General features: G+C 43.3%; 17 protein-coding genes. 6 read left to right on the top strand and 11 right to left on the bottom strand.

From position 1 onward, the window contains the following. Positions 1-8 precede the first annotated feature (8 nt). From R7E47_RS17240 to aspT, 4 genes are all read right to left on the bottom strand, one after another. Positions 9-1,178: a patatin-like phospholipase family protein gene (locus tag R7E47_RS17240; protein WP_054579567.1), complete on the bottom strand. Its 1,170-nt coding sequence runs from the start codon at positions 1,176-1,178 to the stop codon at positions 9-11. A 210-nt stretch (positions 1,179-1,388) separates the two neighbouring features. Further along, positions 1,389-2,246: a pyridoxal kinase PdxY gene (gene pdxY, locus R7E47_RS17245; RefSeq protein ID WP_005377109.1), complete on the bottom strand. Its 858-nt coding sequence runs from the start codon at positions 2,244-2,246 to the stop codon at positions 1,389-1,391. Positions 2,247-2,371: 125 nt separating this feature from the next. Continuing rightward, positions 2,372-3,967 (bottom strand): bifunctional aspartate transaminase/aspartate 4-decarboxylase, encoded by a 1,596-nt coding sequence (locus tag R7E47_RS17250; protein WP_318084718.1) that lies wholly within the window; start codon positions 3,965-3,967, stop codon positions 2,372-2,374. Positions 3,968-4,062: 95 nt separating this feature from the next. After that, complete coding sequence (gene aspT, locus R7E47_RS17255; protein ID WP_033907486.1) at positions 4,063-5,778, bottom strand: aspartate-alanine antiporter; 1,716 nt, start codon at positions 5,776-5,778, stop codon at positions 4,063-4,065. A gap of 426 nt (positions 5,779-6,204) precedes the next feature. On the opposite strand from aspT, the gene R7E47_RS17260 reads away from it, so the two are divergent. From R7E47_RS17260 to R7E47_RS17285, 6 genes are all read left to right on the top strand, one after another. Then, positions 6,205-6,417 (top strand): DUF1656 domain-containing protein, encoded by a 213-nt coding sequence (locus R7E47_RS17260; RefSeq protein WP_005377106.1) that lies wholly within the window; start codon positions 6,205-6,207, stop codon positions 6,415-6,417. A 10-nt stretch (positions 6,418-6,427) separates the two neighbouring features. Continuing rightward, positions 6,428-7,291: an HlyD family secretion protein gene (locus tag R7E47_RS17265; protein ID WP_318084721.1), complete on the top strand. Its 864-nt coding sequence runs from the start codon at positions 6,428-6,430 to the stop codon at positions 7,289-7,291. 13 nt (positions 7,292-7,304) lie between these two features. After that, positions 7,305-8,660 carry an FUSC family protein gene (locus R7E47_RS17270; RefSeq protein WP_225473996.1) on the top strand — a complete coding sequence of 452 codons (1,356 nt, stop codon included), beginning with the start codon at positions 7,305-7,307 and terminating at the stop codon, positions 8,658-8,660. A 302-nt stretch (positions 8,661-8,962) separates the two neighbouring features. Beyond that, the gene (locus R7E47_RS17275; protein WP_318084723.1) at positions 8,963-10,618 is read left to right on the top strand and encodes a hypothetical protein; all 1,656 of its coding nucleotides are present in this window, start codon (positions 8,963-8,965) and stop codon (positions 10,616-10,618) included. A gap of 209 nt (positions 10,619-10,827) precedes the next feature. Continuing rightward, positions 10,828-12,867, top strand: coding sequence for a carboxylesterase family protein (locus tag R7E47_RS17280; protein WP_262634450.1), 2,040 nt, complete (start codon positions 10,828-10,830; stop codon positions 12,865-12,867). A 101-nt stretch (positions 12,868-12,968) separates the two neighbouring features. Next, positions 12,969-14,420, top strand: coding sequence for a phospholipase D family protein (locus R7E47_RS17285; RefSeq protein WP_318084726.1), 1,452 nt, complete (start codon positions 12,969-12,971; stop codon positions 14,418-14,420). A 57-nt stretch (positions 14,421-14,477) separates the two neighbouring features. Here the strand turns inward: R7E47_RS17285 and R7E47_RS17290 are convergent, their stop codons facing one another. The 7 genes from R7E47_RS17290 to R7E47_RS17320 all read right to left on the bottom strand — a co-directional run bounded on the left by R7E47_RS17290 (position 14,478) and on the right by R7E47_RS17320 (position 20,250). Beyond that, positions 14,478-16,184, bottom strand: a complete 1,707-nt coding sequence (locus R7E47_RS17290) for an autotransporter assembly complex family protein (RefSeq protein ID WP_318084728.1) — start codon at positions 16,182-16,184, stop codon at positions 14,478-14,480. Between the two features lie 287 nt (positions 16,185-16,471). Next, positions 16,472-16,936: a DUF2846 domain-containing protein gene (locus tag R7E47_RS17295; RefSeq protein WP_005377099.1), complete on the bottom strand. Its 465-nt coding sequence runs from the start codon at positions 16,934-16,936 to the stop codon at positions 16,472-16,474. Between the two features lie 169 nt (positions 16,937-17,105). Further along, positions 17,106-17,732: a LysE family translocator gene (locus R7E47_RS17300; protein WP_033907480.1), complete on the bottom strand. Its 627-nt coding sequence runs from the start codon at positions 17,730-17,732 to the stop codon at positions 17,106-17,108. Between the two features lie 327 nt (positions 17,733-18,059). Then, positions 18,060-18,686, bottom strand: coding sequence for a LysE family translocator (locus R7E47_RS17305; protein WP_151514847.1), 627 nt, complete (start codon positions 18,684-18,686; stop codon positions 18,060-18,062). Between the two features lie 129 nt (positions 18,687-18,815). Further along, positions 18,816-19,169 carry a DUF1428 domain-containing protein gene (locus tag R7E47_RS17310; RefSeq protein WP_005387184.1) on the bottom strand — a complete coding sequence of 118 codons (354 nt, stop codon included), beginning with the start codon at positions 19,167-19,169 and terminating at the stop codon, positions 18,816-18,818. A 97-nt stretch (positions 19,170-19,266) separates the two neighbouring features. Further along, entirely contained in the window at positions 19,267-19,872 is a 606-nt protein-coding gene (locus tag R7E47_RS17315; protein ID WP_318084731.1) for a hypothetical protein, read from the bottom strand. 81 nt (positions 19,873-19,953) lie between these two features. Next, complete coding sequence (locus tag R7E47_RS17320) at positions 19,954-20,250, bottom strand: antibiotic biosynthesis monooxygenase family protein (RefSeq protein WP_054866197.1); 297 nt, start codon at positions 20,248-20,250, stop codon at positions 19,954-19,956. Positions 20,251-20,298 lie beyond the last annotated feature (48 nt).

Below are 20,298 nucleotides of genomic sequence, written 5' to 3' on the forward strand. Positions count from 1 at the left end.
TTCCTGTATTAAGGGAGTTCAGTTACCCAAAGTTGCCCTTGGGTGGCTTTTTTGAATCCATATTCGTAAATCGTCAGCAAGTAGCGGTGATCGAACATATCTTTCGTTACTTTGGCGTATCTGAAATCTTGATCAATGTAGGTAAACTGCATCTCGATATCGTTGATTTCACTGATGTATTTCATTCGATAGAGATCACCTCGAGTTTGCGCTAGCGTAAGGCTTGAGACACTTTTCGATACCAAGTCCAAACCTTTGTCTTTTAGTGGACGATACGGCGCTTTTAACGCACCATTGCGAATCACATCCAACTGAGGCGCTTTTTCTAACCCCAAAGCATCTGAGATTTGTTGATAGTTGAAGTTAGACGGATTAAAGAACACCTGCGCTGCGAGACCACCATCTACGTGTAACTCCTCAAGAGTTTCTCCATCATGTTCAACATCGATAAATTGTGGAGGGAAAACACCAGGGATCGATGCGCTCGCAGCAAGCACCTTGTAAATAAGTTCAGATTTGTCCGCTAAATCACTGTTCGCAATCGCACCAATATTCCAAATCACCAGTTCGCCTGAATCAAAATGGGTACTGCCAATAAAGAGGCGTTTACCATTGCGGTGTTGCTGCGCCATCGCCTCGATCATGGGCTCAGGGTAAGCGTCTGCGATGAAATCATAGAGGTTCTCACCATCGGTAAACGCGTCCTTAAACAGTGTATTTAAGAAGTTCTTCTTACCCAAAATATTCTTATCATTGATGTTGAGCATGACTTCTTTCATCTTTGGCATCGCATCACCGCCAATGAAAACAAAAGGAGCGATTAGGGCACCCGCACTGACTCCAGTAATGATGGCATAATCTTTTAGCTCCCCCTTTTCCTGCAGCCCCATCAAAACGCCGGCACCGTATGCGCCGTTTACGCCACCACCCGATAAGGCCAAAATATTGAGCTGTTCACCCTCTACTTTGATCGGTGTGGTTTGATTGTGCGCTGAGTAGAGAAAATCCGGCGCTTCATTGGCCCACATTCGAAGTGGCTCATTTGGTGTCGAACTCGCGATCTCGACATCTTTATAGTTGCTTTGAGAAACACGAACATCCAGCGTATGGGGTGAACTACAAGCTACTATCAGCAGCGAAAGTACAACCGTCACACCAGAGGAAATTAAACGATTCATAATCAGTCTCATTTAATGTTCTCTGGCGTATGACCAGAGACTCAGTTTGAAGTTAATTGGGTCAAAATGAAGTCCGTTTCGTTGTGTGGAGTTACTATAGCTAGGCACGGCTAAACCCCATAATCGCGATTGTAGGATGCTATCCATCAAAGCAATTATGCCAAGTTTCTATATGCTAACTTTACGCTTCTCCGTTAATTAGGTACTGCGCTAAGCAATTTTCACGACGTTGAACTCATGCGTCGGTTCGACAAATTCGTATTGGGCATTGATCGTCTGTAGCTCCCATGTGCCATAGCCTTTGGTGATCTCCAATACACCGTAAACGGCGTTATGTGTATGACGAAAGGCTGCGACAGGAGACATCTTCTTCACCAAACAAGAAGTAAAAATCGCAGAAATCAAATCACCGACACCGACTGGCTGCATAGCAAATTCAACACTAGGGCGTTGGGCCAAATAGCTTGCTTTCGGCGTGGCTAAAATCATACTGAAGGCGTCATCTGTTAGTGCATGCAGATGTTTCACCAATACCATTTTCGGTCCCAGCTCTAGGGCTTTTTTACATGCAGTGACCGCATCATAAAGAGAGTCAATTTTCACACCTGTTAACTCGCTCAGTTCAAACTGGTTAGGAACAATCACATCAGCGATGGGCAACAAGCTATGGCTTATCGCTTCTTTGACACCGTCTGCCACAATGCAACCTTTGTCTGGATCACCCATAACTGGGTCACACACATACAGTGCACTATGGTTACGCGATTTGACTAAACTTACCGCTTCGGCCACCGCTCGACATTGCTCTGCGCTGCCTTGATAACCGGACAGTATCGCGCCACATTCGCCTAACTTCTCAATGTTATCTAAGCCTCTCATTAGAGAATGAATTTCATCTGCCCCAAACTTCTGTCCAGTCCAACCTTGCTGGTACTGAGTGTGATTTGAAAACTGAACCGTGTGAATTGGCCAGACTTCGAGGCCCATTCTCTGCATCGGGAAGACGGCAGAACTGTTTCCTGCGTGGCCATAAACCACATGAGATTGAATAGAAATAATGCTTTTCATAAGTCACTCTTAATTGAGAAGTTTGTTAGCTTGGCGACTAAATAAACACAATATCGCGCACTGTGCTTATTTGGTCGGAATAGCCTCGACAACGCCGAGGCTTATTCTTAATCAGGCTGGATTAATTAGCCTTGGAATTCAGCAAAGTACTCATCCAACACTTTGCGTGTTGCACGACCGATAAGCTCGTATTCGTGGTGAGTAAGGTTTGCTAGTGAAACTCGAACTGATGCGTGTACTACATCGAAGCCTTGGCCTGGAAGTAGGATAACGCCGGTTTCATGTGCAAGGCGGAACAGGAAGTCTTTGCCTTTCTCGCTCGCTTTGAACCATTCAACGAAGGCTGGTCCGTACAATTTGCCGCCCAGAGTGTCGAGCTCAAGCAGTGTGTAGTAGTCCACACGATCTTTGTTTTCTTCAATTTCTACACCCATGTTTTTGTACAGAGTTTTGTAACGCTCGCGGATGATGCGTTTACATGCTTCTTTGTAGTTTTGTTCCGAGTCCATCAAGCAGTTCAAAGAGAACAGCGCCATTTGAACTTGTTGAGGAAGAGACAAACCTGCTGTGTGGTTAAGCGCTACGCTGCGGCTATCTGCTACGATACGGTCAATAAACTTAATCTCACGAGGTTCCGGAGTCAGCGTTTTGTAACGATCGTCCAACTCAAGTTGACGCGCTTCAGGAAGGCTGCGCATTGCATCGTCAAACACGTTGTTGTGTTGAATTGCAATCGAGCCTAAACGCCAGCCTGTTGCACCGAAGTACTTAGAGAACGAGTACACACAAAGCGTGTTGTATGGCAGTTTCGCAAACAGTGAGACAAAGTCGTCCGCAAATGTGCCGTATACATCGTCAGTCACGATGAACAGGTCGCTACGTTCGTTGTTTACGAAGTTTGATAGGTTATCTAGAGTTTCGTCAGAGAACTTCACAGACGCTGGGTTTGCTGGGTTCACGACACAAAGCAGTTTGATGCCTGTATCTGCAAGCTTTTCGATTTCAGACATCGGCAGTTGCCATGTTGTCTCATCCAGACGTAGCTCAACGATCTCCAGTTCGTATTCACTCAGTTCTGGGATCTCTAGGTACGGCGTAAAGATTGGAGTGATTAGCGCTACCTTGTCACCTTTCTTCAATAGACCGTTGTTGAACATAGTTTGGAAGGTGTACGTCATAGACGCTGTACCGCCTTCCGTTGCAAACAGATCGAAGTCTGTTGTCATTGGCATTGGGCCGTACATCTCTTCTGCGATGTACTGCTTCACAACGGTTTCGATGTTCGTCAACATACGTGGTGGCACTGGGTAGTTACATGCAAGGTATGCATTAACCAGTTCATTCAAGAAAGCTTGCTTCTCTAGACCCAAACGGTCTTTTGCGTAGCTCAGCGACTTTTCTAAGAACTGCACACCTTGGTCTTTCTTATTGTCGCTTGCAAACGTGTTAAAGCGTTCAACAATGCCCACACCATCTGGAATGCCACCGAAACCACCATCTAGGTATGAATAAGTGCGCTCGGCTTCCAATATTGCGAACTCACCCAAACGAATGAACGCTTTACGTGGTAGTGTCGCAAGAAAATTAGGATTACCACGACCTGCATCTAATAACGCGCGGTCAGGAACAGTTTGTGCCACTTCAATTAGTTTATCTTTTAATTCAAATGGGCTTAAATCTGCAAATTTTGAAAAATCAATTGTTGTGTTTTGCGTAGTCATAATATTTACCTGAATCTATTATTTAGTAAAATTTGGATAATACTTCCCCTACCGCCTATTTAATTAGGCGATAAGCGTGTTCGAATTTATTTAAATTACATGCCTGCGTTTAAAGTAATAATGCCGACAATAATTGGACCCCATAGGGTAAGCAGTACATTGGCGACTGCATAAGTCACAGTGAATGAGAATACTGGCGTTGCGTTACCTGTTTTTTCCATTAAAGCCGCGAATGCTGGGTTCGCACTTCGTCCACCTGTCACACAGCCAAGTGCTTCAACCGGGTTCTTAATCTTCAATACAAAATATGAGAAGAAGAACGAAATAATCTGAGGGATAATCGTTACACCCATGCCAAGGAACAACAGAGACATACCGTGTTCTTTGATGGTGTCGACCGCTTGAGGCCCAGCCTCAAGGCCAACAATGCCTACAAATGCTGCCAAACCGAAATCTCGAATAAAGTTCGCGGCACCCACAGGAAACTGAGCAACATGCGGATTGCGGCTACGCAACCAACCGACGATCAAACCTGAGATCAAACAACCTGCACCAGAACCGATAGTGACGGGAATACCAGCAATCTTAAAACTGATTAGACCAATTAATAGGCCCACCACCATGCCCATACCAAGCACGATTAAGTCAGTCACGTTTGCTGAGCCCATTCGCTGACCAATGTTTTTCTCAACGCGATTGATATCTTTTGCGGTACCTGTAAGCTGGATGACGTCGTTTTTCTTCACCACAAGATCCGGCGTCATTTCAATTGAGTTGCCTTCACGAATATAGTCTGTCACATAAATACCGCGCATAGAGCCTTGGTTCGAAGCCTCTTTAATCTCTTGCAGCGACTTACCAATCAGTTTGCGGTTGTCTGCGATCAGTTGACGGTTTTCTTCAATAACTTCATAGCCTTCTGGAAGTGCAATCTCGTTGTCAGCCAAACCATCTTGCAGCTTATGTACCGCATTACGACGACCAGTTACAACAATGACATCCCCTTCTTTCAGTGTTGTGAATTTGTCCACTTCTAGCACTTTGCCATCACGTTGAATCAATTCAATACAAGCAGCTAGAGCGTGTTGGTTTAACTGAGCTAAGGTTTTGCCTGCTAGCCCAACATCTTTGCTCACTTTAAATGCTCGTGTAACCAGCGCTGTGATAGCGTTGAACTCACCCGGCGCTAGATCACGCTTACCATTTGAATTTTTCTCTTCTAGCGCAATCGCTTCTGCTCGGATATCCCACTTCATCAGTGTTGGGAATACCCATGTCACCATCAGAATTGGACCAAGCGAACCAAAGATGTACGTAACCGCGTAGCCTACTGCGACGTTGGTCTGCATTAGGTGCTTCGCTTCTTCTGTCACACCACCAAGACGTGCGATCGCATCACCCGCTGTACCGATGATTGCCGATTGAGTCAAACCACCAGCTGCAAGGCCTGCTGCCGTACCTCTGTCTAGATCAAACATCCAAGCTGCTGCTAGTACACAAAGCAGGCCAGAAACCGTCATCACTACAGCAGAAAGGAGAATGTTGATGGTTCTAAAGTTCAATGCTTTAAAGAACTGCGCACCACCTTGATACCCTACTGCGTAAATAAAGAGCGCAAAGAAAATGCTTTTTACGCCGGGATCAATATGAACACCAAATTGCCCAATAATTACACCCATTAATAATGTTCCCGCAACACCGCCAAGAACAAATCGACCAATGGTAATTTTACCTACCATATAACCGAGAGAGAGCGTAATAAAGAGAGCAACAAATGGTGCCATGTCAAAAAGGTTAGAAATAATTTCCATGACAATTTTACTCTTACTAATAAATATAAAACTCAAATAATCTAACGAATAATCTGTCACTCATATTTGTTGGATTATTTAATTTAAAAAGCATCTCGTTTGCTTCGAAGCGAATATTAGAAACAAAACCTCACAACTCGTAATCCCATTTGAAGGATGAAACCATCACTTCGCATATTCAAACGCAAACATTGAACAATAATTGTCGAAAATTTAATAATTTAGTGGTCTGAAATGAACATCAAATAAATTGGAAAATAAATTTATTTTTATTTTCACTGTCCAAAAAGCTACTTTGTTGCGCTATTCCCTCTATATAGCGCATAACACCTTTCTCTTGATGGATTAGATCCTACAAAAGCGATTATCACTGATGCCATCACTTGCCTTATCTTTACATTCATCAAGTTAATAGAGAAAAACACCATGAACTCAATGCCACATGAACTTGTGTGGGGCGAAGTTTACTTCCCTCCCTTGTTGCTGGTTATTGCATTGGCTTACATGCTCACCATTTTGGTTGGAACCGTTGCAACAAAACTGGGACTCCACAAATACGTTGCATTTCCTGCGCTCGCTGAGCTAAGCCTAATTGTGATTTTTACTGGCGTTATTGGTCGATTCATTACCATATTTTGAGGCAAATTCCGTGATAAAACGTTATCTCATCACACTGCTATTACTGTGTTCCGCTGGCACCGTGATTTTCAGCTACTACCAATCATACTCTGACAACCCTTGGACTAGAGATGGCCAAGTTAGCGCGCACATCGTTTCTATAACCCCCCGCGTAACAGGACAAATCATCCAAGTCTACGTCGAAGACAATTCGCAAGTGAAACAAGGCGATTTGCTGTTTGAGATTGACCCAAGCATCTATAAAGCGGCGTACCACAAAGCGCTAGCAGCTCAAAAGCAAGCCATTACATTACTAGCAAAGGCCAAAAATGAAGAGCAGCGAGCACTTAAGTTAGAAAAGCGCACACCTGGCGCTGTACCTGTACTGACATTGAATAACCTAGACAATGCGGTGGAGACAGCCGTTGCCAACGTAGAACTCGCGAAAGCCAATGTTGAAGAAGCCAAGCTAAACCTTGTTTACACAAAAGTTTATGCGCCAACGAATGGTTATATCACTAATTTGAACTTACGCGTCGGCTCTCAAGTCGTCGCTAACTCCCCAGTCGTGGCTTTGATTGATGAAGACAGCTTTTGGATCGAAGGATATTTCAAAGAAACGGATTTAGTTGGCGTTGATCCACAAGATAAAGCCTACGTGACCTTAATGATGCACAATGAAGCTGTGCTGGAAGGAAAAATCAAAAGCATTGGCTACGGCATTGCGAAGCAAGATGGTAGTACTGGTAACGATCTTTTGCCCAATGTGAACCCTAACTTTCAGTGGATACGCTTAGCTCAACGCATTCCAATTAAAGTTAAATTAGATCACTTACCGAAAGATTTTCAACTACGTGTTGGTATGACGGCCTCTATCAAAATCATCAAACAATAATGCGGTGGAATGTATGTTTAATGCCTCAACCAAAGAAGCAATCAAAGCTGCGCTGTCTATCGTTATCGCGATCTGCCTTGCCTTATGGTTTCAATGGGAGAAACCGTATTGGGCAGCGATCGCAGTCGCGGTAATGGCATTAAATGAAAGCTTCGCTCACTCAATAAACAAAGGTCATAATCGCTTATTAGGAACCCTCCTTGGCATCGGTTATGCCTTTTTCCTCATCACGACGTTTTCTCAAGATCGCTTTTTGTTTCTCACCTTCTTCACCTTGTTTTTAGGTGCGTGCATTTTTATGTCGAGCGACGAAAAGTATGGTTATGTGTTCTCTATCGGCTTTGCTGTGTGCTCCATCATCGCATGTATGGGAGGATTTGATAGTCAAGCAACGTTCCACTTCGCTGTTCTTCGCATGCAAGAGACGATTCTTGGTGTAATCACGTTTTCTGTTGTGTACCGATTAGTTTGGCCAGTCAGTACAGAACAAAACTTCATTCAACGTTTTGAGGCCAGCAGAGAGGCGATGCTTAACGCTATGAAATCGCCCAATGATATAGATATTGACGCTCTTGAGACCAACAGCGCCAACATAGAAAAGTTATTCCAACTGGTCGGCTTACCACTTACTGGCAGCTACCACTTGAAAGAACATCGTCAGCTATGGCGTGCACGTTTAAATGAGATGGCACAAATCCAAGACCGATTGCTAGAACAAGCAGATAAATCGCAAAGTCGTGAGATCGATTGGCCAACGCTAACGCAGCAACTTCAAAGCTTTGATATTAGAAATCCGAGTACGTCGCTCATTGGTCACGTTGCTTATGTCATGCAAAGAGAGAAAAACACGGTTTGGCATCACGAGCATCGAACGTTTATCCAGCATTTGAATGAAGACGGCAGAAAGGTACTGCAAGGTGTCTCCATGTTCGTCACTTCTTTGTTGATCTGGATTTATCTGCCCGTACCTGGAGGTTTCATTTTTCCGATGCTAGCAGGCGTGTTCTCTTCAATCGTTCCTACTATGCCACCAAGCATTATTAAAGATGCATTTTTTGGTGTGATAGGCACTGGCACGGTGATTCTATTGCAATACATTTTCATAATGCCAATGATGACCGAGCTTTGGCAGCTTGGGCTATTCTACTTCATCAACATCATCGTAATTTGGAAGGTATTTTCCACACCAAAACTGATGGTACACAGAATTCTAGGTATTAACTTATTGGTTGTCTTGACATCAGGAGCGCTCAATTTAACCCCAGCGTATCGAATTGAAACGCCCTTGCTGATGCTGGTAAACATTATGATCATTTTGATGATTACCAAGTTGTTTACTGATCTGTTTCGTGTTCGCGTTACGGTCTAAGCGTCACCTCCGTTCTTGAAACTAAAGCCCTGCATTGCTTCTGCTATGCGGGGCTGTTTGTTTGTGAGCTAGCCATTATTCCTCCGTAATCCATAAAGCGAGGATAGTATCCATCAAAAGCGATTAACGGTATTTCTCTTCACCTCATAAAATCCTCTCATTGATTCACGAAATGCAATCGAAAACTCTGCATTCACAACGTCAATCACAGCAAACACATCTATCTAACTGAACAAGAAGTTCAGTGACACATTAACTGTCTGAGTCTCGAAGGTTTGAGACTATTCAGAGTGGAAACTGTCATGAGTTTTTTTGAATTACGCGCCGGCAAGACGTATTCTCTTACTGTGCTCGCGAGCGCACTAATGCTTACTACCCCCACTTTTGGCTTCGCCGCTGAAGAGACGACGACCTACAACGAAGTAATCGAGCAAGGCCGAGCGCTGTTCGACAAATACGGTATCAGTCATGATTTACCAAAACTGGCCATCAGCTCTCTAGTTCAAGGCGAACATTTGGTCGAGCATGCCCACCGAAGTGTTAAAATCGGTGATAGCGTTCGCGATTCGTCCGTCTACTTGGTTAAGAACACCGATAACAAAGGCAACATTGATCTGCGTATCAAGTACAACCCTGAACAACTCGATGAAAATGAAAAAGTACTTGATGAGATCGAAGCTTTCACACGAACAGAATACCGCCTTCGAAACTACGCGGAGAGTTTTGATCCGTCATCAGTAAGAGCCAAAGAGGATCAGAATGGTAATGTGATCATCAGTTTTAATTACTCAAAATACGGTCTTCCTCAAGATATCGCCTACTTTCGCTTTTTAAGCGTTGATATTGAGTTGGTTAATGGTGAACCGAAACGTATGGTCATTACCAACGATAAACCGTTCACACATCACAACTACCAAGTGGATTCTTACGATCAAGAGATCCTCTTCCAGAAGTTAGCGTCAGGCAAAATTGCGATTGCCAGTAAAAACACCAAGATAGTTGGTTCAAAGAAAAATAAACCCCTCGAAATGATGAGCAGCGTAAAACCGGTAGCGATTTATGAAGATAAGCTTGGCGTGCAAGTACTAGACGAAAAACGCTTGAATGAGGTCTCTGATCCACGCATGCAAGAAGCCAGTGTTAAGCTAGACCGAGTTTTTCCTTTAATGGGTGATATGGTTCGTCGTCAAGGTATCGATTTGCCTCTGCCGTTTGGTGTGTCGCTAGCGTATCGAAATCAAGATATGAATATTCCATTTAATGATTTCACGATTGAAGGCATCGGCCTTAATGAACTGTTTGATCCAGAAGACAGTGTCGGCATCGTGAGTGCTGAGAGCATGACGCTTCGTGGCGATGTAAACATCCTGCCATTTTGGAATGTATTTGGTTACATCGGAAAAGTTAATGTCGATGCCAATGTTGATGCCGCCTACACGGGTGAAGGTGGCCAGTACATAAAAGATAAGCTGAACGATAAACTGCCAGGATTAGGTGATAAGTTTTGCGATGGTTTATCTGCACTTTGTAGTCGCGGACGCCTAGACGTGCCGCTGCATTTGGAATATGACCTTCGTGGTATAGGTACAACCCTTTCGGTTGGCTATAAAGAATTCTTTGCTTCTGTCACTGGTACCTATTCGCAAACTCGCTTAAAGGGCTTAGATGATTGGGGCGATGGTATTGTTACTGTACAGCCGATGTTGGGTTATCAACTTGTCGATTATCGCACGCAGTTTTTTGTCGGAGCAGAATATCAAGGACTGGACGCTCGAATGGACGGGCATGTAAAAAGTGGTGATATCGAATTCGATTACGACATTGGTGTAGATCTTAATCAATGGGCGTTTTTGACTGGTTTCAATAAGCAAATCGGCAAAAACTACAACCTGACCTTTCTCTATAACAAAGGGGAAACTCGAGAGTCAGTAACCTTAAATCTTGGTTACCGTTTCTAGCTCTCATAAAGAGCCCGCCCCTAGACGATGGTAGGACTGCATCCTACAAAGGCGATTACTGAAACTGTCGCCGATGTCCTACCATTTGAGCCATCAATACAACAAGCCATCCAACCATTCACGGATTAATGCCAAAGCGTCAGGACGTCGCTTGTTAGATGCCGTTTAACATTTTCGGTGTACGCACCAAATGACTTTTGGACATAACAATGACTTTACTCAATCGCTCAACTTTAGCCATTACCATCACTCTTGCCTTAGCAGCTTGCAGTGATGACTCTGGTAAACCTAGCGTTCCTAACGGCCCGAAGCCACTACAACCCTTACCACCAGAGCAAATCGCTTTGGAAATTGGCGATGCAACCATTCAAGCGACCAAAGAGTCCCTTGTCATCACGCCTCTTGATGCGGATGAAAAACTGGCAGCGGTAGAGGCGTTCAAAGGTATCCAGTTTGCGCAAGCAGACCGCTTTCAGCACAGCATTGCGGTCCCACTTGAAGGCGATGTTGATGCGACTCAGTTCGGTGATGCGTGTCCGCAATTAAAAACCACGACACAAACGCAATCAGAAAATTGTTTGAACCTAAACATTTGGCGACCTGCCGGGACAGAAGCGTACGCAGATTTGCCAGTTTATGTCTTTATTCACGGTGGAGACTTTGAATACGGCGCGGGCTCAGAACCGCTGATTCATGGTGATATGGTGGTTGCACAAGGTGCTGACGATGGTAACCCGTTTATTGCAGTTACTTTTAACTATCGTTTGGGCTTGCTAGGCAGTGTTTGGATCGATGGTTTGGACAACCCTGAGGGCGGTAACTTTGGTCTAGGCGATCAAAAACACGCGCTTGAATGGGTTCAACAAAACATAGAGGCATTCGGCGGCAATCCGCAAAACGTGACACTCATGGGTCAAGGTGCGGGTGCCATGTCGGTGGGAATTTTACAGCAATCAAAAGGCGATGCTGCAATCGCAGGTGAGCACTTTCAACGTGCCATCATGCAAAGCAACCCTTACGGCTTTGAATATAAAAGTTACGATGTTGCCAAGAGCCAAAGACCAGAGCAAAGCGTTGAAGATCTTGCGTTACTACCACTTGAAGAGATCATGAAGGTACAAAGCGAGATGCTTGATCCTATTCAACGTCTTAAGAACTGGGTACTGACCGCCGTGAATATTCCGGTTATAAGCCCAACACGCGACAACAGCCCATTAGCTACATTGATGCCATTTGCGCCTTACATCGAGCATCGCCCACCAGCGTTTCTAGTGAAAGAAGTACCAGGCTATCACTTTACTGAGCAAGCCATTGAGAGTGAATGGATCGTACCAACGGTAATTGGCTCTAACAGCGCAGAAATCAATACTCTGGGCATGCTGCCGAGCCTGACATTTTTGATCCCAACTATCATTGAAATCTTGAGCCAAGAAGCACCAGAAATCATTGAAAGTGGTGACGAAACCTTAATCGTCGAATACATGGTGGAGTGGCTAGAATCGGAAACGAACTTAAACCGTTTACGCACCGAATATCGTTCATTACTCAGCGATTCAGCTTCAATTGAACTCGATCTTTCTGACTTATTGGAACTGCTGCCTTGCACCGCTTATGAGGCGATGACTAAGTTGTTCTTCGGTTTGGGGAACTCCGATTCAACCACGGAGTTACTTGCTCTGGCTGACTTCTTCCCTAACGATGAAAGCGAACTGAATGGCGCGTCCAAAAACATGCAGCAATTCAAAACCGCGTTACATGACTTGCTCTTCACGGGTCCAAACCGTCATAAAGTTTCAACTGAAGAAGCAACAGGAGCAACGCCAAGCTTTTACTACTTTGACTACACACCTAGATTCAACGTATGGACTTACAACACAAAAGGTGAAAATGGCGATCTCGACGTTGGTGATTTACTCAAAAGCATCAGTTGTATTGTGGGCGCTTGTAATGCATCGGAATTACCATTTGTGTTTAATAAAGCATTAAAGCTTGATGGTTCAAGTGTTCGTCCAGGTAGCAAAGACAAAGCAATGATGAACGAGCTCTCTCGTATGTGGTTTAGCGAACGTTTATTTGAGGACTTCCAATACAACAGCGCGACTGATCGAGTATTGCTGATCGATAACGATGGCGGTATTCAGTCCACACAAGACTGGGACAATGCTCATCACTCAGGCATCGATCCAAAACTGCGCCAAGGTCGGCTCAACGGTCTCGAGGAACTTGGGCTGATTCTGAGTCACATGTAACTTCATCCTCAGCCACTAAAAACTCGTTACCGAATACCTAAAAGCCAGTTCGCTGGCTTTTTTCATCCTCATTCCTTGAACATCATTAGGAAGGTTTACTCATGTTTCCTAACGCCCTTCGCGCTCTGCTGATCTTTATCTTCAGCGTGCTATTGGTTGGCTGTGCCCAGCCCTACCCTCAAGTTGAACCGGATTTTGAAGCCAATTGGCAAACTACTCAGCATCAAGCCGAAGTTTACTTAATTCCTACCGCTCCAGAAGCCTTTGCTCGTCGCGTTGAACTGGTAAGAAACGCTCAGAAAAGCATCGATATGACTTACTTTTCTTGGGAGAGTGACACACTTGGTTTGATGCTACTCAATGAACTCAAGCAAGCAGCAGATCGAGGCGTGCAAGTTCGACTCACTCTCGATGATTTATTGGTGTTTAACGAGAAATGGCTTGCTGATCTCAGCGCTCACGACAACATTCAAATCCGTTTATTCAATCCGTTTGATTCACGTAAGTCAGGTTGGATTGGTCGCGCCGTCAACTTCTCTACTCACCAACAACGTTTGGACAATCGTCTGCACGAGAAGTACTTCAACGTCGACCATCAATGGATGATTCTAGGTGGACGTAACATTGGCGACGACTATTTTGGTTACAGCCGCAAAGCCAACTTCTTTGATATGGATGTCTTGTTCAAAGGCAGCATTATTCGAGCGTTCGACAAAAACTACCAACAGCTTTGGGACAGCGAGCATGTTACGCCAATAGAAAACATCGTTAACGTTACCCCAAACTATTCCGCGTTTACTAAAGCGCTTAATAAAGGTGAGAAAGACAAAAGCATCATTCTGGCTGAAGTTGAAAAACAGGTAAAACAACTGATCAGTCCCGACTTCATTGCTACGCAAGTCACCCCCGTTTTCGACTCATTAGACAAGTTAGAAAACAACAAACCCTACTTTATAAAACGTGTAGAACACCAAGTTTGGCAACAAATAACCACTGCATCCAAAGCAGTAATATCAACGCCTTACGTGGTACCGAGTGATGGTGAATTTGCCTTTATTGATACCTTGATGGAGCAAAAAGCGGACATCACGTTAATGACGAACTCGTCTGCTTCTAATGATTCTGGTTTTATTCCGGCTTATTACGAGGAGCATCGTCAAACCTTGTTGGATAAGGGCGTTCATATACTTGAGTACAAAAACCAAGCGAACAATGATGACCATTACTTCCTTGCGGATACTTATTATCACAACAAGACGGTGATACTCGATGATCGGCTGACTTATATCGGCTCATCAAACTTCGACCCAAGATCGGATTTCCTCAATGTGGAATTTGGTGTGTTGGTCCAAAGCGAAGCCTTTGCAGAATATGTCATGCACTACTTAACCCGACAACAAGATGAACTGTTTTGGCGAGTATCTCGAGATGGACAAGGCCAAACTCAGTGGCAATCAATGAATGAAACCCATACTAAGAATCCAAACTATGGTGGATGGCATAAGGCGCCTAACTGGATATTCAAGAAACTGAATGGTGAGTTCGAACTCTAAACAATCAAGACTTAAAAGGCTCTCTATCTGCAAGGATGAGAGCCTTTTTAATGTCCGCTAAAACTGCGTGCCTAGCGAAAAGTGAACGCGGAATTGGTCTCCTTGTGGGGCATCTAAACCATAAGCAAAGTCCACTTTGACAGGCACGTATTTTGAATTCCATATCAAACTCAACCCTGTACCGCTTTTCCAATCCACCCTATCGTTGAAGGCATCACCAACATCATAAAATGCCCCAAGCCACAATTGGCGGTAGACCTGATATTGATATTCCAACCCAGCAGTAAACATGTAACGAGCACCGGTTAAATCGCCATTTTCATCTCTCGGAGAGATAGACTCATAACCATAACCCCGAAGATTGCCGTCACCTCCCGCAAAGAAACGTAATGATGATGGGATATCGCTCAAAGTGTCAGCGACATTAATACCGACATTGGAACGAAAGTGAAACTTGTGTTTTTCACTAATATCCCACGACAGCACACTGTTGCCTTCAATGCGCAGCAAACGAGAATCGGAGAAAAAATTGGGGTCCGAGTATTCCAATGAGTAGACGTGACGGTGATTTACTTCTAATTGATCGTTCTTGCGATCAAGCAGTGAAAATGTCACCCCAGGTAATAACAACTGTGATTCGTTATTCTCCGACGCTTGTTGATAACTTTCTTGCAAATAACGAACGTGCATGGTGCTTTGCCAATCACTGTCTAACTGCCAGTGTTTTTCAAACGATAAATCATTAGAAAAACTCGATGTGTCTCGATAGTCGACATGCTTAGATTCAAACTGAATCCCGTAGTAATCCGTTAGAACATTTTGGGTGGGAATTTTGTAACCAAGTAATAGGGATTGTTCCGGTTTGGAAGCGTACGCTTGTGCCTCAAAACTGTGTCCACGTGCGTTATACCAAGGCTTGGTCCAGTTTAGCGAAGCGCGCAACCCCAAGTCTGTCGAATAACCTCCACCGACTTGCACAATATTGCGTGAATTCGGCTCTGCGAGTACTTCTATCGGCACCTTATAGCCATCGAATACCTCCTCGAAATCCGCTTTCACAATCACACTGCGAAACCAATCAGTACTGGAGAGATCGGCCTGATATTGACTCAATTTCAAAGTGTCAAAATCGTCGCCCCACTCAAATGTTCTCATCGCTTCTATTCGAGCCGTTTCGATACCCGACGTAAGGACAGAGAGCTCTCCAAATTGGTAACGAGAACCACTAGAGAAATGCAGATTCACATGGGCTTGATTCAAACTTGGAATGACTTCCAAAGACGATTCGATAAAACGTCCATCTAAGTAACCTTTTTGCTGAGCCAATGAAATCAAGTTTCGTTTTAGCGTGTCGTACTCAGAATGAAGCAACGGCTGCCCTTGTTTAAGTTGAGCTTGATTAATTAGTTCGATGAAATCCTGATCGTTACAGGCCTCCCCCGACACGGCAAGGTTAGATTTTGCCACCAACATCACCTCCCCAGCGTCGACCTCAAGCGTGATGAGATCATTCTCGGATCTCTGAACTCTGAGCTCGGAATGATAGTGGCCATAAGGGTTTAATGCGTTATTAACCACCTGCGTTAGTCGATTTGAGGTAATGTTTGAAACAGAGAGTTTCGTTAGTGGTGTAAGGTGATTTTCAAGATTTTTCTCTAATCTTGGCGTTAGTCCTTTGATTTTAAATTGCGCTCCGAGTACATGATGTAAAGGGATAGAAGCTAAAACTGATATACCTATTATTTGTTTAATGAGAGGAGACACACCGCTACCTAGTTTAGCAATACACTCGACAAGGTTAATGATGGAATGACATATCAGTTAATCGCGTATGTAGGATTGCTCCCTACGAAATCCTCTCGAGAATTAACGTTTCACAAGTAGATTCTTTGAACAATAAGTGGGCTCAAGCTAGGAGGTGGCAAATCATGCGGTCTGAAATAGGTATACTGTTTGCCAAAAATACAAAACCCAACGCTAAATGGATCTCATCAAGCGTTGGGTTACATTGATAATGTGTTTTTTAATCTAAAAAGCGTCTGTTAGTAAAACTAGATCGAAGAACAGTTTCCTTTTTCTGCCATGTCGACTTTTAGTACTTCTGCTTTACCTTTGCTTTCGTCTACGAGTTCTACGCCCGCACCACCAACAAATACACCCATTTTAATGTATTGATTAACGAAATAATTACGGCCCTCTTCCGTTAAGATAGTTAAGTGATTTTCAGAAAACTCAGACTCTGTACTTACTTGATGTTCTTTATTGCCTTCGACCTCATGGTAGAAGAATACACCAGGAGCGGTTTCACCAATACATTCCCCATCGACGTAAACATACTTTTTAAGCGCTGCTCCGACAAAAGCATCTTCTCGGTAAATGTAAATCCCTGCGTTCCCCTTTTGAGGTGCTTCAAATGATTTCATTTGATTTGATACTGTCGAATCAACAGTAGGAACAGAAGCACAACCTGACAAACCCAAAAGGAATGCGGAACACAGAATTACTTTATTTTTCATGTTATTAACCTAGCTACGATAAAATCGCGCCAACCATACTATAAATAAATACGTTCACTTATTGGTATTTTTGAAATTTGTGATTCAGCCTATGCAATAGCACTCACTTAGCGTATAGGTTGAGCAAACCTTAGCCATATAATAATCACGAGAATAAAATGCCCTGTATCTAACGATCACTAAATGCCACTTTACTCGCTAGACTGATAAGTAGAATACCTGAAACACCTTCAAGAGTTCTTGAATAACGCTGAGAGTGTGGACGACTAAATACCCAATTACCCACAGAGGCGTACAAAACGTTACATGTCGTCGCAAGTACGCTGAACAGCAAGCCAAGTACTAATAATTGCATTGATGTTGAGCTTGCAGACGTATCAATAAATTGAGGCAGAAACGAGAGAAAGAATAGCGCTACTTTTGGATTCAAGACGCTGACGATAACCCCCTGAACAAACACATTTTTATTATTATCAACATTTTTGTTTTCAACGATTTTACTTTCTCCACGCCACATAGACAGTAATGACTGAACACCTAAATAAACTAGGTAAGCGGCCCCTAACCATTTAACAACGCTAAAAGCCAAAGATGAACTCAGAATTATTGCTGACAAACCTAAACATGCCGCTAGTGTATGAAAAAAGTAACCAATACCAAGCCCCAGAGCCGCTTTCAGCCCAGCAGATAATTTACCTTTCATTGTATTGGAAACAATATAAATTACATCAGGTCCAGGAATCATGTTGATAGCGAGACAAGCGACAACAAATAATAATAGTGAGTTTGAATCCATTCTTTTCTCCAAATTAACGTCTTGCGGGATAACATTTCATCGAACTACAAGTAATGCAACGTCCAGGTTTCAATTGGTTATATTTAGTATTAACAACACGTTACTAATACTACAGCACTGCGCGAAGAGCACAATCATGAACAGTGATACGAATTAAATTATGGGCCTTTGTTAGCCCTTTGAATGATAATATTTAGCATCGTTTGGTTGTAAGCTTTTTCTAGCCAGCAGCTCTTATGGAAGTTAACAAATCGGCTACTTAGTATACTTAATAGACCGTCAAATCAGATAGATTATCTATTCTTATTTCTTCAAGCCTTTTGTGCTTCATTTTCCTGCCTCACTAAGCAGCAACTTAATACTTGCCGCACCAAAAAATAACGCGAACACGCCTTCAAAAACTGCTTTGGATCTGAGATAGGTTTGCCTGACCTTTTTATACGCGAAAAGAAAAGCATAGCCAAAGAAAACCAAAGCACTAACCAGCCCTACAACAAAAATGACCGACAACAATTCCAACGGACTGGCCGTAGGAGGAACCCCTATCGAATAAAGCGCACCGAAAAACAGAATAGCCTTTGGGTTAGTTAAGTGAATTAACACTCCGGTTAAGTAGTTACCCTTCTTTGTCGTTACGTATGTTTTGGGTAACTTTAGCTGCTCGATGTTGCAGGCAGAATGTACGGACTTTAAAGCCAAATATAAAAGATAAAATGCCCCACAATATCTAAGAATTTCAAAAAGCCAAACATTGCTATAGAGTATGGTTGCGAGACCAAAAGCGGCTGAGGTTGACCAAAATAAAGACCCCGTTAAAACACCTGCAGCCAAATACCCACCAAAGCGTCGACCGTGGTTCATTGACGTGCCTGCTATCGCAAGAGTCGCAGGTCCGGGGCTAGCGATGGCAGCGATAGCTGATACGACAATCAGTGAATAATTTATCTCTTCCATTTTTACTCTAAGCCTCCAAATGGAGTTTTATCAACACTTATCGCGGAATACTCTATTGAACGTACATCAGAAGCGTAATACTGATTAAAACACCAAGTGTCACGAATCGAGTTGAGATTCTTTGGTATTTTACTGCTCCAAAATAACATCAAATCCGCCATAAATGAGACGCTTTCCATCAAAGGGCATTGGGTTATTATCTGGACTCATTCGAGGATCACCCATAATCCGCAGCCACCCTGAGTCTCGAACTTCTTTTGAAGGCCAGACTACCCACGAAAACACAACGGTTTCGTTGCTTTCAGCGTTAACTGCCATGGGAAATGATGTGATCTCACCATCTGGTACTTCACTCCCCCACGTCTCAACAACCTTTAAGGCCCCAAACTCCCTGAACATTTCTGCTGCTATTTTTGCGTGTGCGATATACTTTTCTTTATTCGCTGTCGGTACTGCAGCGACAAAACCATCAATGTATGACATAAGTAAACTCCTTTCATTGGAGTTATAACCATAGCTCAATAAAAAGAATGCACATGATGCCAAACCATAGGAGCAGGTACGTAATACAGCTTGAGAGCTACATTCCTAGCTTGGACTTTATATACATATTTGAAAGGTATGTGTTTGGATCAAGCTTAGTTAGCATATTTATAATCTCCAAAACACTCGAATACTCAATACGTTCCTCTTCAGCATGCCCGATCCCACCTATTGTAAAGTGAGTAAAGCGGTAATCACGATAAACGTTTTGCAGCTGGCTAGAAATATCTTTGAGTAATCTTTTACTGAGGGCGAATGCAGGGTATTCACTACTTTCTGAAAGCTCTGCTGTAGAGCCAATAGATACAATATTGCATTTATCGTTAAGTGAACCTAAAGCGTTAAGCTCATTGACTAAATTAAGATACCCAATCGGACCAACATTCATAAACTCAATCAGTTCGTTTGTTGTCAATTCTGAAGACTCTCCCCACATCGACGCCAAATAAACTATGATGTCAAACTCTACACCTTTGAAGCACGTATAATCTGGCTTTTTACCGGGATCAACGTCAATACAAACAGAAGCGACTCCCTCCTCAACTAGCTTTGATCTAGAAATCGCATAAATTTCTGTACCCTGTAAGTTCGTAGCCAAGAACCTTCCTAGACCCTTACTACCTCCAACGATTAAAATCTGCATAACCCTATTCCTTGGTTAAGGTTGTCTTTCATATTGTCCGCCAAACTGTTCATTAGGCATCACTTTAACGTTTCTATTGCCCTACTTAGTTCTATCTTCAATTTCATCGAATGGTTCAACTGAAATACGCTCTGCAATTTCACTCATCTTCTTCATTTTTTCTGGGTTACTAGTTCCCCAAAACCGCTCCCAGTCTTCACGTGTTCGCCACTTGGCAATAGTTAAAACCTTTTCCGGTACATCGTAAGAACGAAACATAAAACTACCAAGCGCCCCTTCTACTGACTGATGAATTGAATCTGTCGTCGAACGCCATATATTTTGAAACTCATCCATTTTTTCACTTGGCACACGCCATTCATACACAACTCTAAACATAACACTTCCATTAAAATTTCTAGATTTAATACGGCAAAGTATTAAGAA

Source organism: Vibrio sp. Vb1026 (assembly GCF_033338745.1).
Taxonomy (GTDB): Bacteria; Pseudomonadota; Gammaproteobacteria; order Enterobacterales; family Vibrionaceae; genus Vibrio; species Vibrio alginolyticus.

What these genes read in the sequence shown, in the direction of transcription:
- R7E47_RS17240 (WP_054579567.1), bottom strand. Translation starts at nt 1,178, where the DNA reads ATGAATCGTTTAATTTCCTCTGGTGTGACGGTTGTACTTTCGCTGCTG.
- pdxY (WP_005377109.1), bottom strand. Translation starts at nt 2,246, where the DNA reads ATGAAAAGCATTATTTCTATTCAATCTCATGTGGTTTATGGCCACGCA.
- R7E47_RS17250 (WP_318084718.1), bottom strand. Translation starts at nt 3,967, where the DNA reads ATGACTACGCAAAACACAACAATTGATTTTTCAAAATTTGCAGATTTA.
- aspT (WP_033907486.1), bottom strand. Translation starts at nt 5,778, where the DNA reads ATGGAAATTATTTCTAACCTTTTTGACATGGCACCATTTGTTGCTCTC.
- R7E47_RS17260 (WP_005377106.1), top strand. Translation starts at nt 6,205, where the DNA reads ATGAACTCAATGCCACATGAACTTGTGTGGGGCGAAGTTTACTTCCCT.
- R7E47_RS17270 (WP_225473996.1), top strand. Translation starts at nt 7,305, where the DNA reads ATGTTTAATGCCTCAACCAAAGAAGCAATCAAAGCTGCGCTGTCTATC.
- R7E47_RS17275 (WP_318084723.1), top strand. Translation starts at nt 8,963, where the DNA reads ATGAGTTTTTTTGAATTACGCGCCGGCAAGACGTATTCTCTTACTGTG.
- R7E47_RS17280 (WP_262634450.1), top strand. Translation starts at nt 10,828, where the DNA reads ATGACTTTACTCAATCGCTCAACTTTAGCCATTACCATCACTCTTGCC.
- R7E47_RS17285 (WP_318084726.1), top strand. Translation starts at nt 12,969, where the DNA reads ATGTTTCCTAACGCCCTTCGCGCTCTGCTGATCTTTATCTTCAGCGTG.
- R7E47_RS17295 (WP_005377099.1), bottom strand. Translation starts at nt 16,936, where the DNA reads ATGAAAAATAAAGTAATTCTGTGTTCCGCATTCCTTTTGGGTTTGTCA.
- R7E47_RS17300 (WP_033907480.1), bottom strand. Translation starts at nt 17,732, where the DNA reads ATGGATTCAAACTCACTATTATTATTTGTTGTCGCTTGTCTCGCTATC.
- R7E47_RS17305 (WP_151514847.1), bottom strand. Translation starts at nt 18,686, where the DNA reads ATGGAAGAGATAAATTATTCACTGATTGTCGTATCAGCTATCGCTGCC.
- R7E47_RS17310 (WP_005387184.1), bottom strand. Translation starts at nt 19,169, where the DNA reads ATGTCATACATTGATGGTTTTGTCGCTGCAGTACCGACAGCGAATAAA.
- R7E47_RS17315 (WP_318084731.1), bottom strand. Translation starts at nt 19,872, where the DNA reads ATGCAGATTTTAATCGTTGGAGGTAGTAAGGGTCTAGGAAGGTTCTTG.
- R7E47_RS17320 (WP_054866197.1), bottom strand. Translation starts at nt 20,250, where the DNA reads ATGTTTAGAGTTGTGTATGAATGGCGTGTGCCAAGTGAAAAAATGGAT.